The sequence below is a fragment of the Archangium sp. genome, from assembly GCF_036389735.1.
Taxonomy (GTDB): domain Bacteria; phylum Myxococcota; class Myxococcia; order Myxococcales; family Myxococcaceae; genus Archangium.
Genome location: NZ_DASVWK010000245.1, coordinates 1 through 18,739, shown reverse-complemented (window position 1 = coordinate 18,739; position 18,739 = coordinate 1). Strand labels below are relative to the sequence as shown.

Below are 18,739 nucleotides of genomic sequence, written 5' to 3'. Positions count from 1 at the left end.
CATCAGCGTGACGGGTGGCATCACCTTCGAGGAGCTGGTGGAGAACTTCGCCGCGCAGGCCGAGGGGCTCGCGGTGGGCGGCTCGGACTACCTGCTGGTGGAGACGTGCCAGGACACGCGCAACGTGAAGGCGGCGCTGCTCGGTATCGACCAGGCCTTCCGCAAGCTGGGCTGGAAGCTGCCGGTGGCGGTCTCGGGCACCATCGAGCCCATGGGCACCATGCTGGCGGGCCAGTCGGTGGAGGCGCTGGCGGTGTCGCTGGAGCACGTGGAGCTGCTCTACCTGGGCCTCAACTGCGCCACGGGCCCCGAGTTCATGACGGACCACATCCGCTCGCTGGCGGCCATGAGCCCCTTCGCGGTGTCGTGCGTGCCCAACGCGGGCCTGCCGGACGAGAACGGGCACTACCTGGAGTCCCCCGAGATGCTGGCGCGCTCGCTGCGCCGCTTCTGTGAGCAGGGCTGGCTCAACGTGGTGGGGGGCTGTTGTGGCACGCACACGGGCCACGTGCGCGCCATCGCCGAGGCGGTCAAGGGCCTCACGCCGCGCCGCCAGCTTCCGTCGCCGCGCTCCACCCTGTCCGGGGTGGACTTCCTGGAGGTGCGCGAGGAGGAGCGCCCCGTCATCGTCGGCGAGCGCACCAACGTCATCGGCAGCAAGAAGTTCAAGGAACTCATCGTCGCGGGGCAGCTCGAGGACGCCTCGGAGATCGCCCGGGCCCAGGTGAAGCGCGGAGCGCAGGTCATCGACATCTGCCTGGCCAACCCGGACCGGGAAGAGCTCGAGGACATGCGACGCTTCCTGGACGTGGTCGTCAAGAAGGTGCGCGTGCCCCTGATGATCGACTCCACGGACGAGCGTGTCCTCGAGATGGCGCTCACGTACTCGCAGGGCAAGGCCATCATCAACTCGGTGAACCTGGAGGACGGCGAGGAGCGCTTCGAGAAGGTGGTGCCGCTGGCGCGCCGGTTCGGCGCGGCGCTGGTGGTGGGCTGCATCGACGAGATCGGCATGGCCGTCACCCGCCAGCGCAAGCTGGAGGTGGCCGAGCGCTCCTTCGCGCTGCTCACCGGCAAGTACGGGATGAAGGCGGAGGACCTGTACTTCGATCCGCTCGTGTTCCCGTGCGCCTCGGGTGATGCGCAGTACACGGGCAGCGCGGTGGAGACCATCGAGGGCGTGCGCCTCATCAAGCAGCGCTTCCCCCAGTGCAAGACGGTGCTGGGCATCTCCAACGTGTCCTTCGGCCTGCCCACCGCGGGCCGCGAGGTGCTCAACTCGGTGTTCCTCTACCACTGCGTCCAGGCGGGCCTGGACATGGCGCTCGTCAACTCGGAGAAGCTGGAGCGCTACCCGTCGCTGCCCGCCGAGGAGCGCCAGCTGTCCGAGGACCTGCTCTACAACCGGGGCACGGATCCGGTGACGCCCTTCGCCGCGCACTTCCGCGAGCGCAAGCCGAAGAAGGCGGACGCCAGCACCCTGCCGCTGGAGGAGCGGCTCCAGCGCTACATCATCGAGGGCAGCCGCGACGGCCTCCATGCGGACCTGGATCTCGCGATGGAGAAGTACGCGCCGCTGGAGATCATCAACGGCCCGCTGATGAAGGGCATGGACGAGGTGGGCCGGCTCTTCGGGGCCAACGAGCTGATCGTCGCCGAGGTGCTCCAGAGCGCCGAGTCGATGAAGGCGGCGGTGAGCTACCTGGAGCCGAGGATGAGCAAGGCGCAGGCGGCCGCGCGCGGCAAGGTGGTGCTCGCCACGGTGAAGGGCGACGTGCACGACATCGGGAAGAACCTGGTGGAGATCATCCTCGCCAATAACGGCTTCCACGTGGTGAACCTGGGCATCAAGGTGCCGCCCGAGCAGCTCGTGAAGGCGGTGCGCGAGCACCAGCCGGACATCCTCGGCTTGAGCGGCCTGCTGGTGAAGAGCGCGCACCAGATGGTGGCCACGGCGGAGGACCTCAAGCGCCAGGGCGTGGCCGTGCCCATCCTGGTGGGTGGCGCCGCGCTGAGCCGCAACTTCGTGGACCGCAACATCGCGCCGGCCTACGGCGGCACGGTGGCCTACGCGCAGGACGCCATGAGCGGCCTGGAGCTGGCCAAGCAGATCGTCGACCCGAGCGGACACGAGAAGCTCAAGGGCGAGCTGGCGGATCGCCGCACGAAGCTGTCCCAGCAGGACAAGGATCGGCCCAAGGCCAGCGCCCCGGTGTCGGCGGTGCGCAGCAAGGACATCCCCATCCTGGAGCAGGTGCCTCCGGCGCCGGACTACCTGCGGCACGTGCTGACGAACACGCCGCTGGACACCATCTGGCGCTTCATCAACCCGGTGATGCTGTACGGGCGGCACCTGGGCCTGCGCACGGCCTCCCGCGCGCTGGGCACGCCGGCCGAGGCGGAGCTGGCGAAGACGGAGGAGGGCCGCAAGGCGCTCGCGCTCAAGGAGCAGGTGGAGATCATCAAGGGCTCGCTGCGCGGTGGCCGGATGCAGGCCAAGGCGGTGTTCCAGTTCTTCAAGGCGGCCAGCGACGGCAACCGCCTCCAGCTCTTCGACGGCGGGACGGGCCAGCCGGGCGTGGTGTTCGAGTTCCCGCGTCAGGACAAGCCGGGCGGGCTGTGCCTGGCGGACTTCGTGAGGCCGCTGGAGAACGGCCAGGCCTCGGACAACGTGGCCATGTTCGTGGTGACGGCCGGGCAGGGCATCCGCGAGCTGAGCGAGGAGTACAAGGCGAAGGGCGAGTTCCTGAAGATGCACGCGGTGCAGGCGCTCGCGCTGGAGACGGCCGAGGCCTACGCCGAGATGCTGCACACGCAGCTGCGCAGCATGTGGGGCTTCCCGGACAAGCCGGACATGACGATGCTGGAGCGCTTCCGGGCGGAGTACCAGGGCAAGCGCTACTCGTTCGGCTATCCGGCCTGTCCGCGCCTGGAGGACCAGACGCTGCTGTTCGAGGCGCTGCGGCCGGAGGAGATCGGCGTGCAGCTCACCGACGGGTGCATGATGGAGCCGGAGGCCAGCGTCTCCGCGCTCGTCTTCCACCACCCGCGGGCGAGCTACTTCGCGGTGACGTGAGCGGCCTCGCGCCTCCTCATCCGCACTGGAGCCCGAGCCACGCGTTGTCGAAGCGGCGGGCGCGCAGGTCCTGGTTCCGGATGAGGAGGTAGAGGTTGCCCATGTCGCCCCACATGAAGCCGGACGCGTCGTCCGAGCCGATCTGCCACAGCAGGTTCCAGTCGGTGGCGCCGGGCTCCAGCTTCCGGGCCTGAGGGGAGTCGTAGCCCCGCGAGTCGCCGCAATACAGCCCGTGCGTGACGAGCTGCGCCTCCAGGCGCGCGTCGCTCTGCACCCACCAGGGGTTGCCCCCCACCTGGTGCGCGTGCTCGCCGCCCGTGAGCCGCTCACGCAGCACGAGGTAGTCCTCCGACTGCTCCTGTCCCCACGCGTCGGCGGGCACGGGCGCGCGGTTGTCCCAGAAGTCCGGCAGGGACAGGCCGAGCCGCGGCGTCAGTTTCAAGGGCAGGTCGAAGGCGAGGCCCGCCTCCTCCAGCTCCGGGGGCGGTGCGAGCGGCACGGCGTCCTCGCGGTGCGGCGTCCAGACGAGCTTCCAGAAGGCGCGGTCCTTCGGGTCATACCCCCAGCGCTGCTCCTGCACATCGTAGAAGAGGGCGAGCACGCCATCGCGAGGCAGGTCCGGCAGGGCCTCGCCCCGGCACGCGGCGAGCTCGGCGAAGTCGAGCTGGCCCACGAAGGCGAGCGGGCCATTCGGGGAGTGGGGCCACTCCGTGCCCGGAGGCACGAGCGGGTGGCCTCCGTAGCGGCAGCCGGGGAGGGCCGGGTCTTCCTCGTCACGGGTCGTGAAGAGGATGCAGGGCGCGGCGACGGTTTCGAGACGCTCGTGCCAGGCCGCGAGGGAGGGGGGCAGGGGGGGAAGCTCGAGCATGGGGCAAGGCTAGCCGAATAGGCGGGGCGGGCGGGGTCCTGTATAGGTCATGCCATCGGCACACCCACCATGCAGGGCTCCTTGTCCGGTCGCGCCACGCAGGGCAGCTTCTTCGAGGGCCTGTTCATCCGCTCGCTCCAGGCGAGTGGGGCCTTCGCGACCGCGCTGCGGGACTGTGGCTTCGACCCACATCAGCCCCGGGCCATCTACCCCATCGAGGTGTGGAACGCGGCGCTCGAGGTGGCCTGGCGCCACTGCTACCCGGAGCTGGATCGCGAATCCGCCTACCGGGAACTGGGCCGCCAGCTCTGCCGGGGCTTCCTCCAGACATGGATGGGCAAGGTGGTGGACATGGGCCTGCCGATGCTCGGCCCGGAGCGCCTCCTCGCGCGCGTCCCCAGCCTCTTCGCGCTCGACACCTACCGCTACGACGTGACGGTGCTGTCGCTCGGCTGGCACCACTACCGCGTCTCCTTCCGGAACGATCCGGACGCCAAGCCCGACCTCATCGCCGGGCTCCTCGATGCGGGTCTGCACAGGACGGGCGCCAGGGCCACCGTCACCGTGACGCTGCGGAACGGGCCGGACTTCGACCTCGACGTCTCCTGGTGACCCCCGTCCCTCCCTTGCAGCTCCAATAAGTTGTGTGGATGCTCCCGATTTTCGAGAATCAGTAATCGTGTTTTGACTTCACAGTCCAACTTAACGATAAATCTCCTATCAACGAGGAATTCCAGGCGAGCTGAATCAACCAGGATTCCCGGTGATGTCTCGAAACCACCCACAGGGGGCCTGTGAGGCGCATGCCTCGGGCCTTAGCGCGGAGCGCCACATGAATCGCTTCTCGGCGAAGTTCACTCGTACTCTGGTTCTGGGCCTGGCTGCCGCTGGCGCGCTGAGCGCGTGCGGTGCGGAGGACGCGCCCGTCATCCCCGGTGTCGAGGAAGTGGGAGTGACGCAGGCGGAGCAGGCGCTGGCCGCGCACCTGGACAAGGCCGCCGCGTCCCTGGGGACCGCCCGCGCCGAGTTCGTGCGCAGCTCGGCCTTCCGGGACGAGTCGGGCGTCGAGCACACGCGCTTCCAGCAGACGGTCCGTGGCGTGAAGGTGTTCGGTGGCGAGGCCATCGTGCACCGCGGCCCCACCGGTGAGGAGCTCATCACCGACGACTTCCGCCAGGGCCTGCGCGTGGCCAACGCCGCGCGCCTCAACGACGCCGAGGCCATCGCCAAGGCCGTCAGCGCGCACGGCGGCTTCGACAAGCTGACCGCCGCCCCCGAGTCCGAGCTGGTGGTGCTGCCCCTCGAGGACGGTTCGGCCCGCCTCACCTACAAGGTGCAGCTGCGCCAGGAGGACGGCTCGCACGACACCTCCATGCCCGTGTTCTTCATCGACGCCGAGTCGGGCGAGAAGGTCTGGGGCTATGACAACCTCCAGACAGCGGGGGCCACCGGCACGCTCAAGACGCTCTACTCCGGCTCGCCGACGGGCACGACCTTCCTGAGCGGCACCACCTACTACATGGAGGACGTGACGCGGAAGGTGGGCACCTTCGACATGCGCAACGGCTCGACCGCGTACCGCTTCACCGACACCGACAACATCTGGGGCACCAACACCACCGCCAGCACCCAGTCGGCCGGCGCGGACGCGCACTACGGCGCGCAGAAGACTTACGACTACTACAAGAACACGCACGCCCGGAACGGCATCGACGGCGCGGGCGGCCCCGGCGGCCTCACCAGCATCGACGGCGTGACGAAGCTCATCTCCTCGCGCGTGCACTACGGCACCAACTACAACAACGCCTACTGGAGCAGCCCGTACATGACGTACGGCGACGGTGACGGCACCACCTTCCGCTCGCTCGTCACCCTGGACATCGCGGGCCACGAGATGACCCACGGCGTCACCCAGTACTCCGCGGGCCTCGTGTACTCCAACGAGTCCGGCGCGCTCAACGAGTCCATGTCTGACGTGTTCGGCGCCATGGTGGAGCGCTACGCCCGGGGCGAGACGACCAACACCTGGCTCATCGGCGAGGAGGCCTACACCCCGGCCACCGCGGGCGACGCCCTGCGCTACATGGACAACCCGCACCGCAAGGCGGGCGGCACCTACACCGTGGATGACGACCCGTGCCACTACGCCGAGCGCTACACCGGCACGGCGGACAACGGGGGCGTGCACATCAACTCCGGCATCGCCAACCACGCCTTCTACCTGCTGGCCAAGGGTGGCACCAACCACCGCAGCGGCGTCGCGGTGACGGGCATCGGCGCCGATGCGGCGGCGAAGATCTGGTACCGGGCGCTGACCGGCTACATGACGTCCAGCACCAACTTCAAGGGTGCGCGCACGGCCACGCTGAACGCGGCCGCGGCCCTCTACGGCTCGGGCAGCGTCAACTACAACGCCGTGGCCCAGGCCTGGACCGCGGTGGGCGTGCTCTGAGCTTCACGCGCCGCGTGTGAGTCGAAATCCCGAGGGGCCGTCCGGTCGCGTGCCGGGCGGCCCTTCGCCTTTTCCGTGGTAGGAAAAGGGCCATGGTCTCGCGCACGCTCGATCTCGGTGGACCCGTTCACTACATGGACTTCGGCGGCTCCGGGCCGACGATGGTGCTGGTGCATGGGCTGGGTGGTTCGCACCTCAACTGGATGATGGTGGGGGAGCGACTGGCCCGGCGCGCCCGGGTGATGGCGGTGGACCTGGTGGGCTTCGGGCGGACGCCGCTCGCGGGCCGCTCGGCGAGCGTCTCCGCCAACCAGGCGCTGCTGGACCGCTTCATCCAAGCGGTATCCCCCTCGGAGCCGGTCATCCTGATGGGCAACTCCATGGGAGGCGCCATCTCGGTGATGCAGGCGGCGCGTCAGCCCCAGCGGGTGTCCGGGCTGGTGCTGGTGAACCCCGCGCAGCCTCGGGCCGATGACTCCCGGCTGGAGCGGGCGGTGCTCACGCAGTTCGCCCTCTACGCGATGCCGGGGGTGGGCGAGTACTTCGTGAAGCGGCGTACGGCCCGATTCGGGCCCGAGAAGCTGGCGCGGGGCATGCTCCAGCTCTGCTGCCGGGACCTGGCTCGCTTCCCGGACGGGGTGGTCCAGGCTCACGTGGACTTCGCCCGCGAGCGGCACGAGCGCATGCCCTGGGGCAACGAGGCCTTCGTGCAGGCGGCGCGCTCGCTGGTGTTCCAGTTGATGCGCAAGAAGCAGTTCCGGGCGATGGAGAAGACCGTGCGGGCCCCCACGCTGCTGCTCCAGGGCAGTGAGGACCGACTGGTGCCGGTGGCCAACTCGCGCGAGCTGGCCCGGGTGCGGCCGGACTGGACATATGTGGAGTGGGCGGGGGTCGGTCACACGCCGATGATGGAGTGCCCGGATCTCTTCCTGGATACCGTGGATCGTTGGCTGGAGGGCGCTGGACGCGCCGCGGCAGAGGTCGGTACGAAGGTGGCGCGGGCTTCCTGAAGGTAGACTGGCGCCATGAGCGCTCCGAACATCCGCCGGGCCATCCAGCTGCTGCCCACCTGCGCCACCACGGGCATCGGGAGCCTTCCGCACACGCAGCTCGAGCTGGGCCTCCAGGCCGCGCTCGCGCTGGACATCCCCTTCCTGCCGCAGTTGCCCATGGGGCGGCCCTCGGAGTTCATGATTCCGCAGGCGCTCGACGGGCTGCCGGGCCTGCGGTGGGACGACGAGGGCATGTGCACGGTGGACCTGGAGGCGTGGGAGGCGGGGCGCGCCGACTTCCAGGGGCGGCTGGAGGCGGCCCTGTCCTCGGGGGCGCTGGAGGGTTTCGAGCCCTCGCTGGAGGGGTGCCGGGCGTGGCGGCCGTTCCTCTGGGAGGTGGAGAACCGGAAGCTGGCCTTCGCCAAGGCGCAGGTGGCGGGGCCCTTCACGGTGCGCTCGGTGGCGCGCACGAGTGATGGGCGCGCGGCGCTGGACGTGCCAGGACTGGACGAGGCCATCTTCCGGTTGGTGCTGGCGCGCTCGCTGGCGATGGTGAAGGCGCTGCGCCGGGCGGGGACGACGCCGCTCTTCTTCCTGGACGAGCCGGGCCTGTACGCCTTCGAGCGGGCGAACCCACGCCACCTGCTGGCGATGCAGGAGCTGCGGCTGCTGGTGGTGGCACTGCAGCGCGAGGGAGCGCTGGTGGGCGTGCACTGCTGCGGCAACACGGAGTGGGCGAGCCTGCTGGACGCGGGGCTGGACATGCTGTCGCTGGACGTGAAGCTGTCGCTGGACGCGGTGCTGGAGGAGACAGGGGCGTTCGCGCGCTTCCTGGACTCAGGGGCGACGCTGAGCCTGGGCATCATCCCCACGGATCTGGCGTCCACGTACGAGGTGGGGGAGTTGGTGGACGCGGTGGAGGTGTCGCTGAAGGCGGCGCTGCCTCCAGGGCACTCGTTCGCGCAGGTAGGCACGCAGGTGGTGCTGACGCCGGCGTGTGGCCTGGCGATGCGCAGCGTGGTGGATGCCGAGCGCGTGCTGGAGCAGCTCAAGGTGGCGCAGCGGGGGCTACGGGAGGCGCTGGTGGCCGAGCCCACCTCACTGCCGCCCCCATTCGCGAGCTGATCATCCCTCCAGAAAATGAAAACCCCGCCCTCTTTGGGAGAGGACGGGGTTGCACTACTCCCGGCGTGAGCGCTCAGCGCCCGAGCTTCAGCTCGCGCTCGGCCTGGAACCAGTCGTCCTCGGGGTTGCCGTGGGTGGCACCCCGCGCGCAGAAGATCTCATAGGCGCGCCGGGCGATCTGCTCCTGGGTCGGCTGGGTGCGGTTGGCGGTCGCTGCATTGCGCGCCGAGGACTCCGGCACCTGCTGGGAAGGCGTTTGGGAAGTCTTGTTGGACTGGGTGCGTGCCATCGAAGGGACTCCTCCAGAGGGATAAGGAAGACTGCGCCCCGAATCATCGGTCCCCGGTGGGGCCAGGCAAATTGGGCCCGGGTGCCTGAGTCGTCGGAGTGACATGTCGGCCCGAGTGTCCGTCAGGTGCTGGACAGTGAGCGCTCAGTCCTGGAGCGCGCCCGCGGCGACGGCGGCCTCGAGGGCCTTGTGCATGGCGGTGCTCATGCCGAGCGCGGAGGCCTCGTCGGGGGTGCACCAGCGCAGCTCGCGGAAGGCGGGGGCCTGGGCGGGGCGTTGGTGGCCCTCCACGCGCAGCAGGCGGAGCGAGAGCGCGCGGTGGGTGAGCTGCCGACGCACGGTCCCGAGATGTCCGCGCGAGGAGAGGCCCACCCCGAGCGCCTCGGCCAGCCGGGAGGAGGACTCGGCATCGGGCGTGTCGTCCTCCACCTCGGCGGCGGGCAGCTCCCACAGGCCGCCGAAGAGACCCTTCTCCGCGCGGCGCGCGAGCAGCAGCCGGCCCTCGTGGGCCCAGACGGCCACCGCGAGCGTCATCCTCTTGGGGGCGGCGCGCACGCGGGCCGGGGGCAGCTCGTCCACGCGGCCGTGACGGTACGCGAGGCACGCCTCTCGCACGGGGCACAGCAGACAGAGGGGATTCTCGGGGCGGCACACGGTGGCGCCGTGCTCCATGAGGGCCTGGTTGAAGTCGCCGGGCCGCTCACCGCGCACGAGCTCGGTGGCGAGCGCCCACAGCCGGGCCTCGCGGACGCGGTCTCCCGGAGCACCCTCCACCTCGAAAAGGCGCGAGAGGACGCGGGCCACGTTGCCGTCCACCAGGGGCGCGGGCTCGCCGAAGGCGATGGAGGCCACGGCCCCCGCGGTGTAGCGGCCGAAGCCAGGCAGGGTGAGCAGCTCGGCGGCGGTGGAGGGCAGTCCGCCGCCGAAGCGGGCCACCACCTCCTGGGCGGCACGGTGGAGGTTGCGTGCGCGCGAGTAGTAGCCGAGCCCCCGCCACCCGGCGAGCACGTCCGGCAGCGGCGCGGCGGCCAGGGCCTCCACCGTGGGGAAGCGCTGGAGGAAGCGCTCCCAGTAGGGAATGACGGTGGCCACCTGCGTCTGCTGGAGCATCACCTCGCTGAGCCAGATGGCGTACGGGTCGCGGGTGCGGCGCCAGGGCAGGTCGCGCTTCTGCCGGTCGTACCACTCCAGCAGCCGGGCGCGCAGGGTGTCGCGGCGCTCGGGCGCGACGAGCGACTCGGGGGTGGAGTCCTTGCGCTTGCGGGGAGGGCTCATGGAGCCTTCTTGGCGGGATTCACGATGCGGCGGGCCACTCGGTCGAAGAGCGCGGGGACGAGCCGGTTGGCGAGCACCATGACGCGCCCGGGGAGGGTGAGGACCGTCTCCCGGTGCTTGCGGCGGCTGGCGCGCACCATGGCGGAGGCGACGGCCTCGGAGCTCATCGCGTTGAGGGGGATGGCGTCCTGCTTCCAACCCTCGGCGTTGAGACGGGCGTCGCGGAACTCCGTCTCGGTGAGGCCGGGGGAGACGAGCAGCACGGAGATGCCCTCGGCGGCGAGCTCGGCGCGCAGGGACTCGGTGAGGAGGTTCACCGCGGCCTTGGAGGCGCCGTAGCCGCCGAGCAGGGGCAGGCCCCGGTGGCCCAGCACGGAGCTGACGTTGACCACCTGCGAGCCCGGCGCGCGCTTGCGCAGCAGGGGGAGGGCGGCCTGGGTGACGCGCACGAGGCCGAAGAAGTTGATCTCGAACACCTGGCGCAGCTGCGCCTCGCCGAGGGCCTCGACGGGGCCGTAGAGACCGAGCCCCGCGTTGTTGACGAGGACGTCCAGCCCTCCGAAGGTGGCCTCCGTCTCGCGCACGAGCCGCGCCACGTCCTCCTCGCGGGTGATGTCACAGCGCACGGGCAGGGCGCGCACTCCGAGTGCTTCCACCTCGCGCGCGGCGTCCTGCAACTGGGGCTCGCGGCGCGCGGCGAGCACGATGTGGGCCCCCCGGGCGGCGTAGGCCTTCGCCGCCGCGCGGCCGATGCCGCTGGAGGCTCCGGTGACGAGCACCACCTTGTCCTGGAAGTCTCTGGTCGCCATGGGGCGGCACCTTAGCGACTCGCCCGTGGAGGAAAAGGACCCGCGGGGGCGTGCCTGCACGTTTGCCCTCTTTCTGGCGGAGCGAGCCCCCGTCTAGGATGCTCCGCGTCCATGCCGCGTCCCGCCTTCACGAACGACTTCTCCTGGTCCAAGAGCCGCCACGAGAAGTTCCAGGAGTGCCTGCGCTCCTATTACTTCTTCTACTACCGTTCTTGGGGAGGCTGGGAGGCGAGCGCACCGAAGGAGGTGCGAGAGCTGTACGTGCTGAAGAAGCTGGGCAACCGCTACGCGTGGGCGGGTAGCGTGGTGCACGACGCCATCAAGGACGCGCTGCTGGACTGGCGCGCGGGGCGCACGGTGGATCCGGCGAAGGTGGAGGAGCGGGCGCACAGGCTGATGCGCGAGGACTTCCGGCACTCGTCCAGCAAGGGGTACTGGACGCAGAAGTACCGCAAGACGTTCTCCGGCCTGGTGGAGCACGAGTACGGCGAGTCCGTCCCGGACGATGCCTGGAAGCAGAACTGGGAGACGGTGCGCTCGGCGCTGGGCTGGTTCTTCGGCTCGCGCTGGCCGGAGCTGGCGCGGGGGCTGAAACCGGCGCAGTGGCTGGAGGTGGACGCGGGCGCGGACTTCTCCACCTTCACGCTGGACGGGGTGAAGGTGTTCGCCATCCCCGACTTCGCCTACCGGGAGGAGGACGGCACGCCCGTGGTGGTGGACTGGAAGACGGGCAAGGCGCGGGACGGGTATGACGAGCAGGTGCTGGGCTACGCGCTGTACGTGACGCAGCGCTACGGGCTACCGCTGGAGAATGTGCGCGCCTCGCTGGTGTACCTGAACGACGGGGTGGAGCACGCGGTGCACGTGGACCAGGACGCGGTGGAGGGCTTCAAGGCCCGCTTCGCCGGGAGCGTGGCGCGGATGCGCGAGCTGCTGTCGGACCCGGCCAGCAACACGCCGAAGGACGCCTCCGCCTTCCCTCAGACGGAGGACCTGACGGCGTGCGTGCGCTGTGCCTTCCGCCGCCCCTGCGGTCGCGAGGCGGCTGCCGCCGCGGCGGCGAAGGTGGCCTGAGGCCTACCGAGCCACGGACAGGCGGCGCACCACCACGCCCGCCGCGTTCATACCGAACACGGAGGTGACGAAGGCCACGCTGCCGTCGATCTGCGTGCGCTTCTCGCAGGTGTGGAAGTCGTTGTCGTTGGGGCACACACACGAGAAGCCGTCGTCGGCGTCGTAGCGCAGGGACAGGGGCTGGCGCCGCGTCTCGATGGAGTAGACGGCGGTGATGCCGGTGGGCCTGTCGGTGTTCACACCGTACTTGCGCTTGAGCAGCTTGCGGATGTCCTTGGCGAAGGGGTCCATGTGCGTCTCGCACAGGTCCTCCACGCGGATGGCGGTGGGATCCAGGCGGGCCGCCGCGCCCATGGAGCTCACCACGGGAATCCCCAGGCTGACGCAGCGGTGGAGCAGGTGCAGCTTCGCCTTCACGTTGTCGATGGCGTCCACCACGTAGTCGTAGCTGCCCGGGGCCACGAGCTGATCCGCCAGCTCGTCGCGGTAGAACTCGCGCAGGGCCGTGACGTTGGCGTCGGGGTTGATCTCCTTGCAGCGCTGGGCCATCAGCTCCGACTTGGGCTTGCCCACCGTCTTGGCCGTGGCGTGGAGCTGCCGGTTGGCGTTGGTGACGCACACCGTGTCGAAGTCCACCAGCGTGATGTTGCCGATGCCGCTGCGCACGAGGCCCTCGGCGGCATAGCTGCCCACGCCGCCCAGGCCGAACACCACCACGCGGGCTTGCGCCAGCCGCTCCATCGCTGGATCGCCGAGCAGGCGGCCAGTGCGGTCGAAGCGTCGGTGCAGCTTGAAGGGCTTGGCCTCCGAGGGAGCAGGGGTGCCAACGGGGGCGGGGATGGTCTCGGGGGGAGTGGGCTGCGTGTCCATGGGAGGCCTCTATAACGCGACCGCTCCCCTACAGCGAAGCAGGGGGAAAGGCTTCCCGGAACAGGCGGTGGGCATTCTCGGTCGTCCGCTGGGCGAGCACCTCCACCGGCTCCCCCAGCACCCGGGCCATGCCCTCGATGACGCGCGGCAGGTAGCCGGGCTCCGAGCGCTGCCCCCGGTGGGGCGTGGGCGCCTGATCCGGGGCGTCCGTCTCGGCCATCAGCCGGTCGGGGGGAATGACGCGCAGGGCGTCCAGCGGCTTGCGGGCCTCGGCCCAGGTGACGGGGCCCGCGAAGGAGAAGTGGCAGCCCTTCTGGATGTAGAAGCGCGCCAGGTCCGCGCCTCCGCCGTAGCTGTGCATCAGCACGCCGGCCTCGGGCAGGGGCTCCTGCTTGAAGAGCTCGATGAGGGCGGGGTGCGCGCGGAAGCAGTGCATCAACACGGGCAGGTCGTGCTTGCGCGCGAGCTGGAGGTGCCGCCGCAGCACGGCCACCTGGCGTTCCATGGGGGCCCCCGCGGCCGAGGGCCCATCCAGCCCGCACTCGCCCACGGCGATGGCGCCTCCCCGTGCGAGCAGCGCGTCCAGGCGCTCGAGGTGTACGTCATCCTCCTCGGGAGGGATGCCCGGGAGGAACTGGGGGTGGATGCCGAGCCCCACCTGGAGGCGCGGCTCGGCGCGGGACATGGCGAGCAGCGGCTCCCAGTTGTCCGGACCCACGCCGGGCACGAGGATGCCGTGCAGTCCAGCGGCCCAGGCTCGGGCGAGCACTTCGTCGCGGTCTGGTTCAAAGCGCGACGCATCGAGGTGGCAGTGGGTGTCAATCATCGGAAAGGTCCGGTGCAGCGGCGTTCATCCCGAGACAGGGGCGCGGAGTAGTTGCGACGAAGAGCCTCCAAGGAGCGCGCGGGCAACCTATACGCAGCGGCGGGTTTGGAGGGTCGATTATGACGAAGCGAATTGTCCTGGGTGCGCTCATGGGCGCACTGATGGTGGTGGCGACCGGCTGTGCTGACGAGTGCACCAGCCAGTCCGAGTGTCGTTCGAAGAAGGGGGCGCCAGCGGAGGGCAAGGAGTGGGCCTGTGTCAGCAACGAGTGCGTCCAACAGGACGTCACGCCGCCAGCGGGAGAGGACGCGGGCACGGAGACGGACGCGGGGACGCAGACAGACGCCGGCACGCAGACGGACGCGGGGACGCAGACGGATGCCGGGACACAGTCGGATGCCGGGACGCAGACGGATGCCGGCACGATGACCGTCGACAAGGGCGGGGCCTGCACCGATTCCGTGAACTGCATGGCCGGCCTGCGCTGCGAGGGCGCTGCCGGGGCCAGGACCTGCCAATCGCTCCACATCGCCGTGTCGGCCACCCTGACCAGTGGAGGCCCCATCGAGGCGGTGGCCGTCCGTGCGGAAGCGGGTGCCACGCCGTTCGAACTCAGCGAGGCCGCTGGCGCGAGCCGCTACCCGCGTTGGAACCAGGACGGCACCGCGGTGGCCCTCGTGGAGGAAGAGACCGCCGGCAGCCCGGCGCTCGTCAGCCGGAGCCTCCCGCCCACCGCCGGGCAGAAGACCCCCCTCACCACCGCCGCCACGGCGGCTACCGAGGACTTCCGGCACCTGGAGTGGGCGCCGTCGTCGCGCATCGCGTGGGCCAAGAGGACCACCGCGGGGGGCATCTCGGGCATCTACGCCATCCAGGGCACGGGGGGCACTGTCGAGGAGCTCTCCTCCAACGGTGGCTTCCCGTCCTGGAAGGACGCTCAGAGCCTCGCCTACAGCGCCAAGGGCGTGGGCCTGTTGACCCGGACGCTCGGCGCGGCGGCCCAGCCCGTGACCGGTGCCGAGCAGGGTGAGCAGCCCAAGTACAACAGGGTGAACCAGTTCCTGCTGTACCTCGTCGGTGCCGAGTCGGACACCTTCTCGGGTGGTGAGACGCAGCCGCTGTATGAGCTCTTCACCGTCCCGGCGACCGGGACGACGGCCACCCAGCCGGTCAACACCATCGCCACGAGGAGCACCCCGACGCCCGCGACGGGTGGCGAGGTCAAGTCGTTCATCACGGCCCACCACTGGGCTCCGGATGGGACGTACGTCACCTACGTCCGGGCGTACTACTTCGATCCGGCCGTCGCCGCCGCTCCCGCCATCATCTGCGGCAATGCCGGTGCCGAGTGCGGCAATCAGGCCGGCCCCAACGTCTACCTCCAGCGCATCAACCCCGAGAATGGCCAGGTGGTGGGCGATCCGCTCCTCGTGGCGGCCAATGCCACGCTGCCGGCCGTCTCCCCGGATGGGTACTTCGTGGCGTACGTCCAGGGCCAGCGGCTCTACGTGCAGCGCATCAACCCCACGGATGGGACCCTCGTCGGGGACCCCGTCGTGCTCACCCCAACGACGATGAGGGTGCAGACCGGCCTCGGCGACGACCACCGCCCGCGCTGGCAGCCGCGGTAGTCCGCTGTAGAGCGGGGTAGGGCCCGACGCCCGCGTTCCGGAAGCCTCGGAGCGCGGGCGTTCTCATGTGCACAGTTCGTCCCGCATAGGCACCGCCAAGACACTTGCGTCCCAAAGCAAGGCGACGTACGCAGGCGCCCTCGTTTCCCCGCTCGCGGGCCGCTGTTGTCGGGAGGTCTCGGAATGAAGCTCCACGCCGTGCTCTGCGTGCTGGCCCTGGCTGGCTGCGCCACCCTGCCTCCGCCGCCCTCCGCTGGCAGTGGTGGCCCCGCCGGGGACTCGAACACGGTGAGCGAGCCGGTGCGCCTGGAGACGCCCGCGGGCTCCTTCCTCGTGCACCCCAACAACGCCGAGGACTTCGCGAAGCTGCTCGCGGGAGAGCCCACCGCCAAGCAGTACCTCTCCGTCACGGACGTGCCTTGAAAGGCCTCCGTGCGTCCAGCGGAGAAGGGAAGTCTCAGCCCACCAGCACGATGCGCCGTCCCAGCACCCGGCTCATCTGCGATGAGGTGACCAGCTTGAGCACCTCGAGGGGCTCCCCGCCGGCCGTGTCGTAGGCCGCCGCGATGAGCTCCCCCACCGTCAACGCCGGGGTCGCCGCCTTGCGATGGGTGGTCCTCCGGGGGGCCGGCATGACCCGTCGCCCCTGTCGCTGGACCGAACCGCGCTTGCGTGTCGCCGTCTTGGCCATGGTGTCCTCCCACCCTCGTCGTGTGGGTTGATGGACTGGTGTGGCCAGATTCAATGCATGCGACATGCCAGGGGCTCGTCTGCTCGCCCCCCATGGGAAATCAGGGATTTACAGTCACCACTTCCCTCGGACCTGGGGACGGGATTCCATACTTCGTTCACCCCTGTAGGGCGAATGGCTCGTTTCGTTGAGTCTTTTCGTACACATCTGACAGCGGAGTCGGTAAAGGCGCGCCCATGAACGTCCAGGTTCTCTTCCACGACAACTGCTTCGACGGCGCCGCCAGCGCGGCGGTCTTCTCCCGCTTCTACCGCGAGCGTGTCCGCCCGGATGCCACCTTCACCTACAGGGGGCTGTCCCACCAGGCGGGGGGCGCGGCGATTGATCCGGCCGTCTTCACCGGGGACGAGAACGTCATCGTCGACTTCCGCTACAGCCAGGAGGCGCGGCTCACCTGGTGGTTCGACCACCACGTCTCCGCCTTCCAGCAGCCCGGCGACGAGGCCCATTTTCGCGCCGACACCAGCGGCCGCAAGTTCCACGACGCACATCGCAAGAGCTGCACGTGCTACCTCGCGGACGTGGCGCGCGAGCGCTTCGGGTGGGACCCCTCGCCGCTGGCGGACCTGCTGCACTGGGCGGAGATCATCGACGGAGCGCTCTTCCCCAACCCGGAGATGGCCGTGGCGCTGGAGGAGCCCGCCCTGCGCATCATGACGGTGCTCGAGGCGAACAAGGACCCGGCGCTCATCCCCCAGGTGATCGAGCGCCTTCAGCACGAGCCGCTGGCGTCCCTCGCCGCCTCGCCGCTGATCGCCGGGCCGCTCGCGCCCCTGCTGGAGCGCCACCGACGCCACATCGAGCTGGTGCGCGCCAAGGCCCGCTACGACAAGGGCGTCGTCTCCTTCGACCTGGCGGACGAGGGCGTGGACAGCCTCAACAAGTTCATCGCCTACGCGCTCTACCCCGAGGCCCGCTACACCCTCTGGGTGGGGCAGGGGCCCACGCGCGCCAAGGTGTCGCTCGGCTCCAACCCGTGGCGGCCCCAGGAGCGGCGGCACGACCTGGCCGCCATCGCCTCGCGCTATGGCGGCGGCGGTCACCCCGTGGTGGCCGCCATCAGCTTCAAGGCCGGCGAACTCGTCCGCGCCCGGAGCGCCTACTTGGAGATCCTGTCCGAGCTGTCGGCTTGAGCCCGAGGCGCTACTCTTTGCGAACCTCGCAAAGTTTGCGAGGGTTCAGACCGCAACGCTTGCGATGAGCGCCACCCGACACTCGTCGTTTCAGGGGGTTGGCAGGCGGCCTGGCCCTTGCTTCCGCCCTGGGGCGTGAACGGGCTCCTCCCCTGGCCGTCTGCCTTCACGCCGGGTGCGCACCCCGGTTTGCTTCCGCTCGGCGGAATGAGGGATTCTCTCCCTCTGGGGGATATCTGTCATCCGGTTTCCCATGATTCAAGAATAGTTTGTTTGTTGTGAAAAGCCGAACACCATGCTGTCCTGTACAGACTTGGTCTCATGAGCAATCACGTAAACCCAGCGAAGCGGGAAGGGCGAGACGGGGGTTACACCCTCCTCGAGCTCATGATCACGCTGGCCATCGTCTCCATCCTGGCCGGACTGTCCGTGATGGGCTACGCGGCGGTGGGGCGGCGCGGGGCGCTGCAGAACGTCTCGTTCGATCTCCAGGGGGTGATGGGCGCGGCGCGCACGCGCGCGGTGTCGCGTGGCCATCCGGTCTGGGTGGTGCTCTTCCCGGCGGCGAGCCACAAGGCGAAGACGGGGGGCCTGGGCGCGTTCATGGTGGTGGAGGATCGCAACGGGGGCTTCATGCGCTCCCCGCTGTCGCCCCTGGAACTCCCGCTGGTGGTGGATGACCTGGAAGGCGTGTCGGAGACGTACTTCCTGGAGGACTACAGCAAGAAGGTGCGCTTCGGGGCGCTGACGCCCGGCCGGACGGACCTGTTCGGCGCGCCCTTCTCCGGGATGACCGTGCAGACGTGCAGCTTCTGCTCGGGCGCGGACCACCCGCGGGGCGCCATCGTCTTCCTACCGGACGGGGGCGCGCGCTTCGTGGATGGGCAGGGGACGTTCCTCTCCACCGCCAACCAGACCATGGCCTTCAGCAGCCTGGAAGGCCGCAAGCAGCACCTGTTCGCCATCTCCGGCCCCGCCGGCTACATGGCCTCTTTCGCCGTCGACAAGCTCTGAACGGAGGAACCGCCGTGGACTCCAGCTCCCGCCGCCTTGTCCGTCGCAACCGTGCCGCCCAGCGCGGTGTCTCCCTCATCGAGGGAATGACCGCCTCCGTGGTGCTGCTGATCGGCCTGATGGGCGTGTTCCAGGGCATCGTGGTGGCCAGCCGGCAGAACTCCATGGCCAACCAGGCCACGCGCGCCTCCGGCATCGCCTCGCAGGTGCGCGTCGCGCTGGATACCCTGGGCCGGGCCCGGGTGATCGGCTCGCGGCAGATGCCGGGCATTCTCACCGGGGCCGCCTGCACCCCGACCTCCGAGGTGAGGGCGCTCGCCGGGGGCATGGAGGACCTGACGCCGGACCCCACGGATGTGTGGAGCGTCCGGTGCATCTTCGACCTGGACGCCTACGAGAAGACCGCCCAGCCCGCCAGCCGCCTGCTTCCCAGCTACGCGGACTCGGACCAGAGCCGCTACCGACGCGTCCTGGTGGTGATCGAGAAACCCGACGAGCTGACGGGCGTCGCCGTTCACGAGGTGACGGTCGTGGTATCGTGGACGGAGCTGGGA

18 protein-coding genes are annotated in these 18,739 nt (G+C 69.8%); 11 read left to right on the top strand and 7 right to left on the bottom strand.

Features of this window, described 5'->3' with window-relative positions; translation table 11 throughout:
• Positions 1 to 3,076: methionine synthase (gene metH / locus VF794_RS08945; RefSeq protein ID WP_331108767.1), on the top strand; the 3,076-nt coding region annotated here is incomplete at its 5' end.
• Between the two features lie 16 nt (positions 3,077 to 3,092).
• On the opposite strand, the gene VF794_RS08940 is transcribed toward metH, so the two are convergent.
• Positions 3,093 to 3,944, bottom strand: a complete 852-nt coding sequence (locus VF794_RS08940) for a YwqG family protein (RefSeq protein WP_331108766.1) — start codon at positions 3,942 to 3,944, stop codon at positions 3,093 to 3,095.
• An 81-nt stretch (positions 3,945 to 4,025) separates the two neighbouring features.
• Between VF794_RS08940 and VF794_RS08935 the strand changes: the two genes are divergently transcribed.
• The 4 genes from VF794_RS08935 to VF794_RS08920 all read left to right on the top strand — a co-directional run bounded on the left by VF794_RS08935 (position 4,026) and on the right by VF794_RS08920 (position 8,513).
• The gene (locus tag VF794_RS08935; protein WP_331108765.1) at positions 4,026 to 4,556 is read left to right on the top strand and encodes a DUF2378 family protein; all 531 of its coding nucleotides are present in this window, start codon (positions 4,026 to 4,028) and stop codon (positions 4,554 to 4,556) included.
• Positions 4,557 to 4,776: 220 nt separating this feature from the next.
• On the top strand, positions 4,777 to 6,396 hold the full coding sequence (locus VF794_RS08930) for a M4 family metallopeptidase (protein WP_331108764.1): 1,620 nt from the start codon (positions 4,777 to 4,779) through the stop codon (positions 6,394 to 6,396).
• A 92-nt stretch (positions 6,397 to 6,488) separates the two neighbouring features.
• On the top strand, positions 6,489 to 7,406 hold the full coding sequence (locus tag VF794_RS08925; protein WP_331108763.1) for an alpha/beta hydrolase: 918 nt from the start codon (positions 6,489 to 6,491) through the stop codon (positions 7,404 to 7,406).
• A 15-nt stretch (positions 7,407 to 7,421) separates the two neighbouring features.
• Complete coding sequence (locus tag VF794_RS08920; protein ID WP_331108762.1) at positions 7,422 to 8,513, top strand: hypothetical protein; 1,092 nt, start codon at positions 7,422 to 7,424, stop codon at positions 8,511 to 8,513.
• A gap of 73 nt (positions 8,514 to 8,586) precedes the next feature.
• Here VF794_RS08920 and VF794_RS08915 read toward each other — a convergent pair whose 3' ends face one another.
• The 3 genes from VF794_RS08915 to VF794_RS08905 form a co-directional block, all read right to left on the bottom strand.
• Entirely contained in the window at positions 8,587 to 8,802 is a 216-nt protein-coding gene (locus tag VF794_RS08915; RefSeq protein ID WP_331108761.1) for a DUF2934 domain-containing protein, read from the bottom strand.
• A gap of 144 nt (positions 8,803 to 8,946) precedes the next feature.
• The gene (mutY, locus tag VF794_RS08910; protein WP_331108760.1) at positions 8,947 to 10,077 is read right to left on the bottom strand and encodes an A/G-specific adenine glycosylase; all 1,131 of its coding nucleotides are present in this window, start codon (positions 10,075 to 10,077) and stop codon (positions 8,947 to 8,949) included.
• The gene (locus tag VF794_RS08905) at positions 10,074 to 10,886 is read right to left on the bottom strand and encodes an SDR family oxidoreductase (RefSeq protein WP_331108759.1); all 813 of its coding nucleotides are present in this window, start codon (positions 10,884 to 10,886) and stop codon (positions 10,074 to 10,076) included. The genes mutY and VF794_RS08905 overlap by 4 nt, the downstream gene beginning before the upstream one ends.
• Positions 10,887 to 10,997: 111 nt before the next feature.
• Between VF794_RS08905 and VF794_RS08900 the strand changes: the two genes are divergently transcribed.
• Positions 10,998 to 11,960 (top strand): PD-(D/E)XK nuclease family protein, encoded by a 963-nt coding sequence (locus VF794_RS08900; protein ID WP_331108758.1) that lies wholly within the window; start codon positions 10,998 to 11,000, stop codon positions 11,958 to 11,960.
• 3 nt (positions 11,961 to 11,963) lie between these two features.
• Here VF794_RS08900 and VF794_RS08895 read toward each other — a convergent pair whose 3' ends face one another.
• On the bottom strand, positions 11,964 to 12,830 hold the full coding sequence (locus VF794_RS08895; RefSeq protein WP_331108757.1) for a tRNA threonylcarbamoyladenosine dehydratase: 867 nt from the start codon (positions 12,828 to 12,830) through the stop codon (positions 11,964 to 11,966).
• A 28-nt stretch (positions 12,831 to 12,858) separates the two neighbouring features.
• Entirely contained in the window at positions 12,859 to 13,656 is a 798-nt protein-coding gene (locus VF794_RS08890) for a TatD family hydrolase (protein ID WP_331108756.1), read from the bottom strand.
• Between the two features lie 119 nt (positions 13,657 to 13,775).
• Here VF794_RS08890 and VF794_RS08885 point away from each other — a divergent pair, with 119 nt between their 5' ends.
• Positions 13,776 to 15,287, top strand: coding sequence for a hypothetical protein (locus tag VF794_RS08885; RefSeq protein ID WP_331108755.1), 1,512 nt, complete (start codon positions 13,776 to 13,778; stop codon positions 15,285 to 15,287).
• A gap of 183 nt (positions 15,288 to 15,470) precedes the next feature.
• Positions 15,471 to 15,710, top strand: coding sequence for a hypothetical protein (locus VF794_RS08880; protein ID WP_331108754.1), 240 nt, complete (start codon positions 15,471 to 15,473; stop codon positions 15,708 to 15,710).
• A gap of 34 nt (positions 15,711 to 15,744) precedes the next feature.
• Here VF794_RS08880 and VF794_RS08875 read toward each other — a convergent pair whose 3' ends face one another.
• The gene (locus VF794_RS08875; protein ID WP_331108753.1) at positions 15,745 to 15,978 is read right to left on the bottom strand and encodes a hypothetical protein; all 234 of its coding nucleotides are present in this window, start codon (positions 15,976 to 15,978) and stop codon (positions 15,745 to 15,747) included.
• Positions 15,979 to 16,214: 236 nt separating this feature from the next.
• On the opposite strand from VF794_RS08875, the gene VF794_RS08870 reads away from it, so the two are divergent.
• From VF794_RS08870 to VF794_RS08860, 3 genes are all read left to right on the top strand, one after another.
• Positions 16,215 to 17,171 (top strand): hypothetical protein, encoded by a 957-nt coding sequence (locus VF794_RS08870; RefSeq protein ID WP_331108752.1) that lies wholly within the window; start codon positions 16,215 to 16,217, stop codon positions 17,169 to 17,171.
• Positions 17,172 to 17,492: 321 nt separating this feature from the next.
• Positions 17,493 to 18,185, top strand: a complete 693-nt coding sequence (locus VF794_RS08865) for a GspH/FimT family pseudopilin (protein WP_331108751.1) — start codon at positions 17,493 to 17,495, stop codon at positions 18,183 to 18,185.
• Positions 18,186 to 18,199: 14 nt separating this feature from the next.
• Positions 18,200 to 18,739, top strand: a 540-nt coding sequence (locus VF794_RS08860) for a hypothetical protein (RefSeq protein WP_331108750.1), incomplete at its 3' end; no start/stop codon positions are given.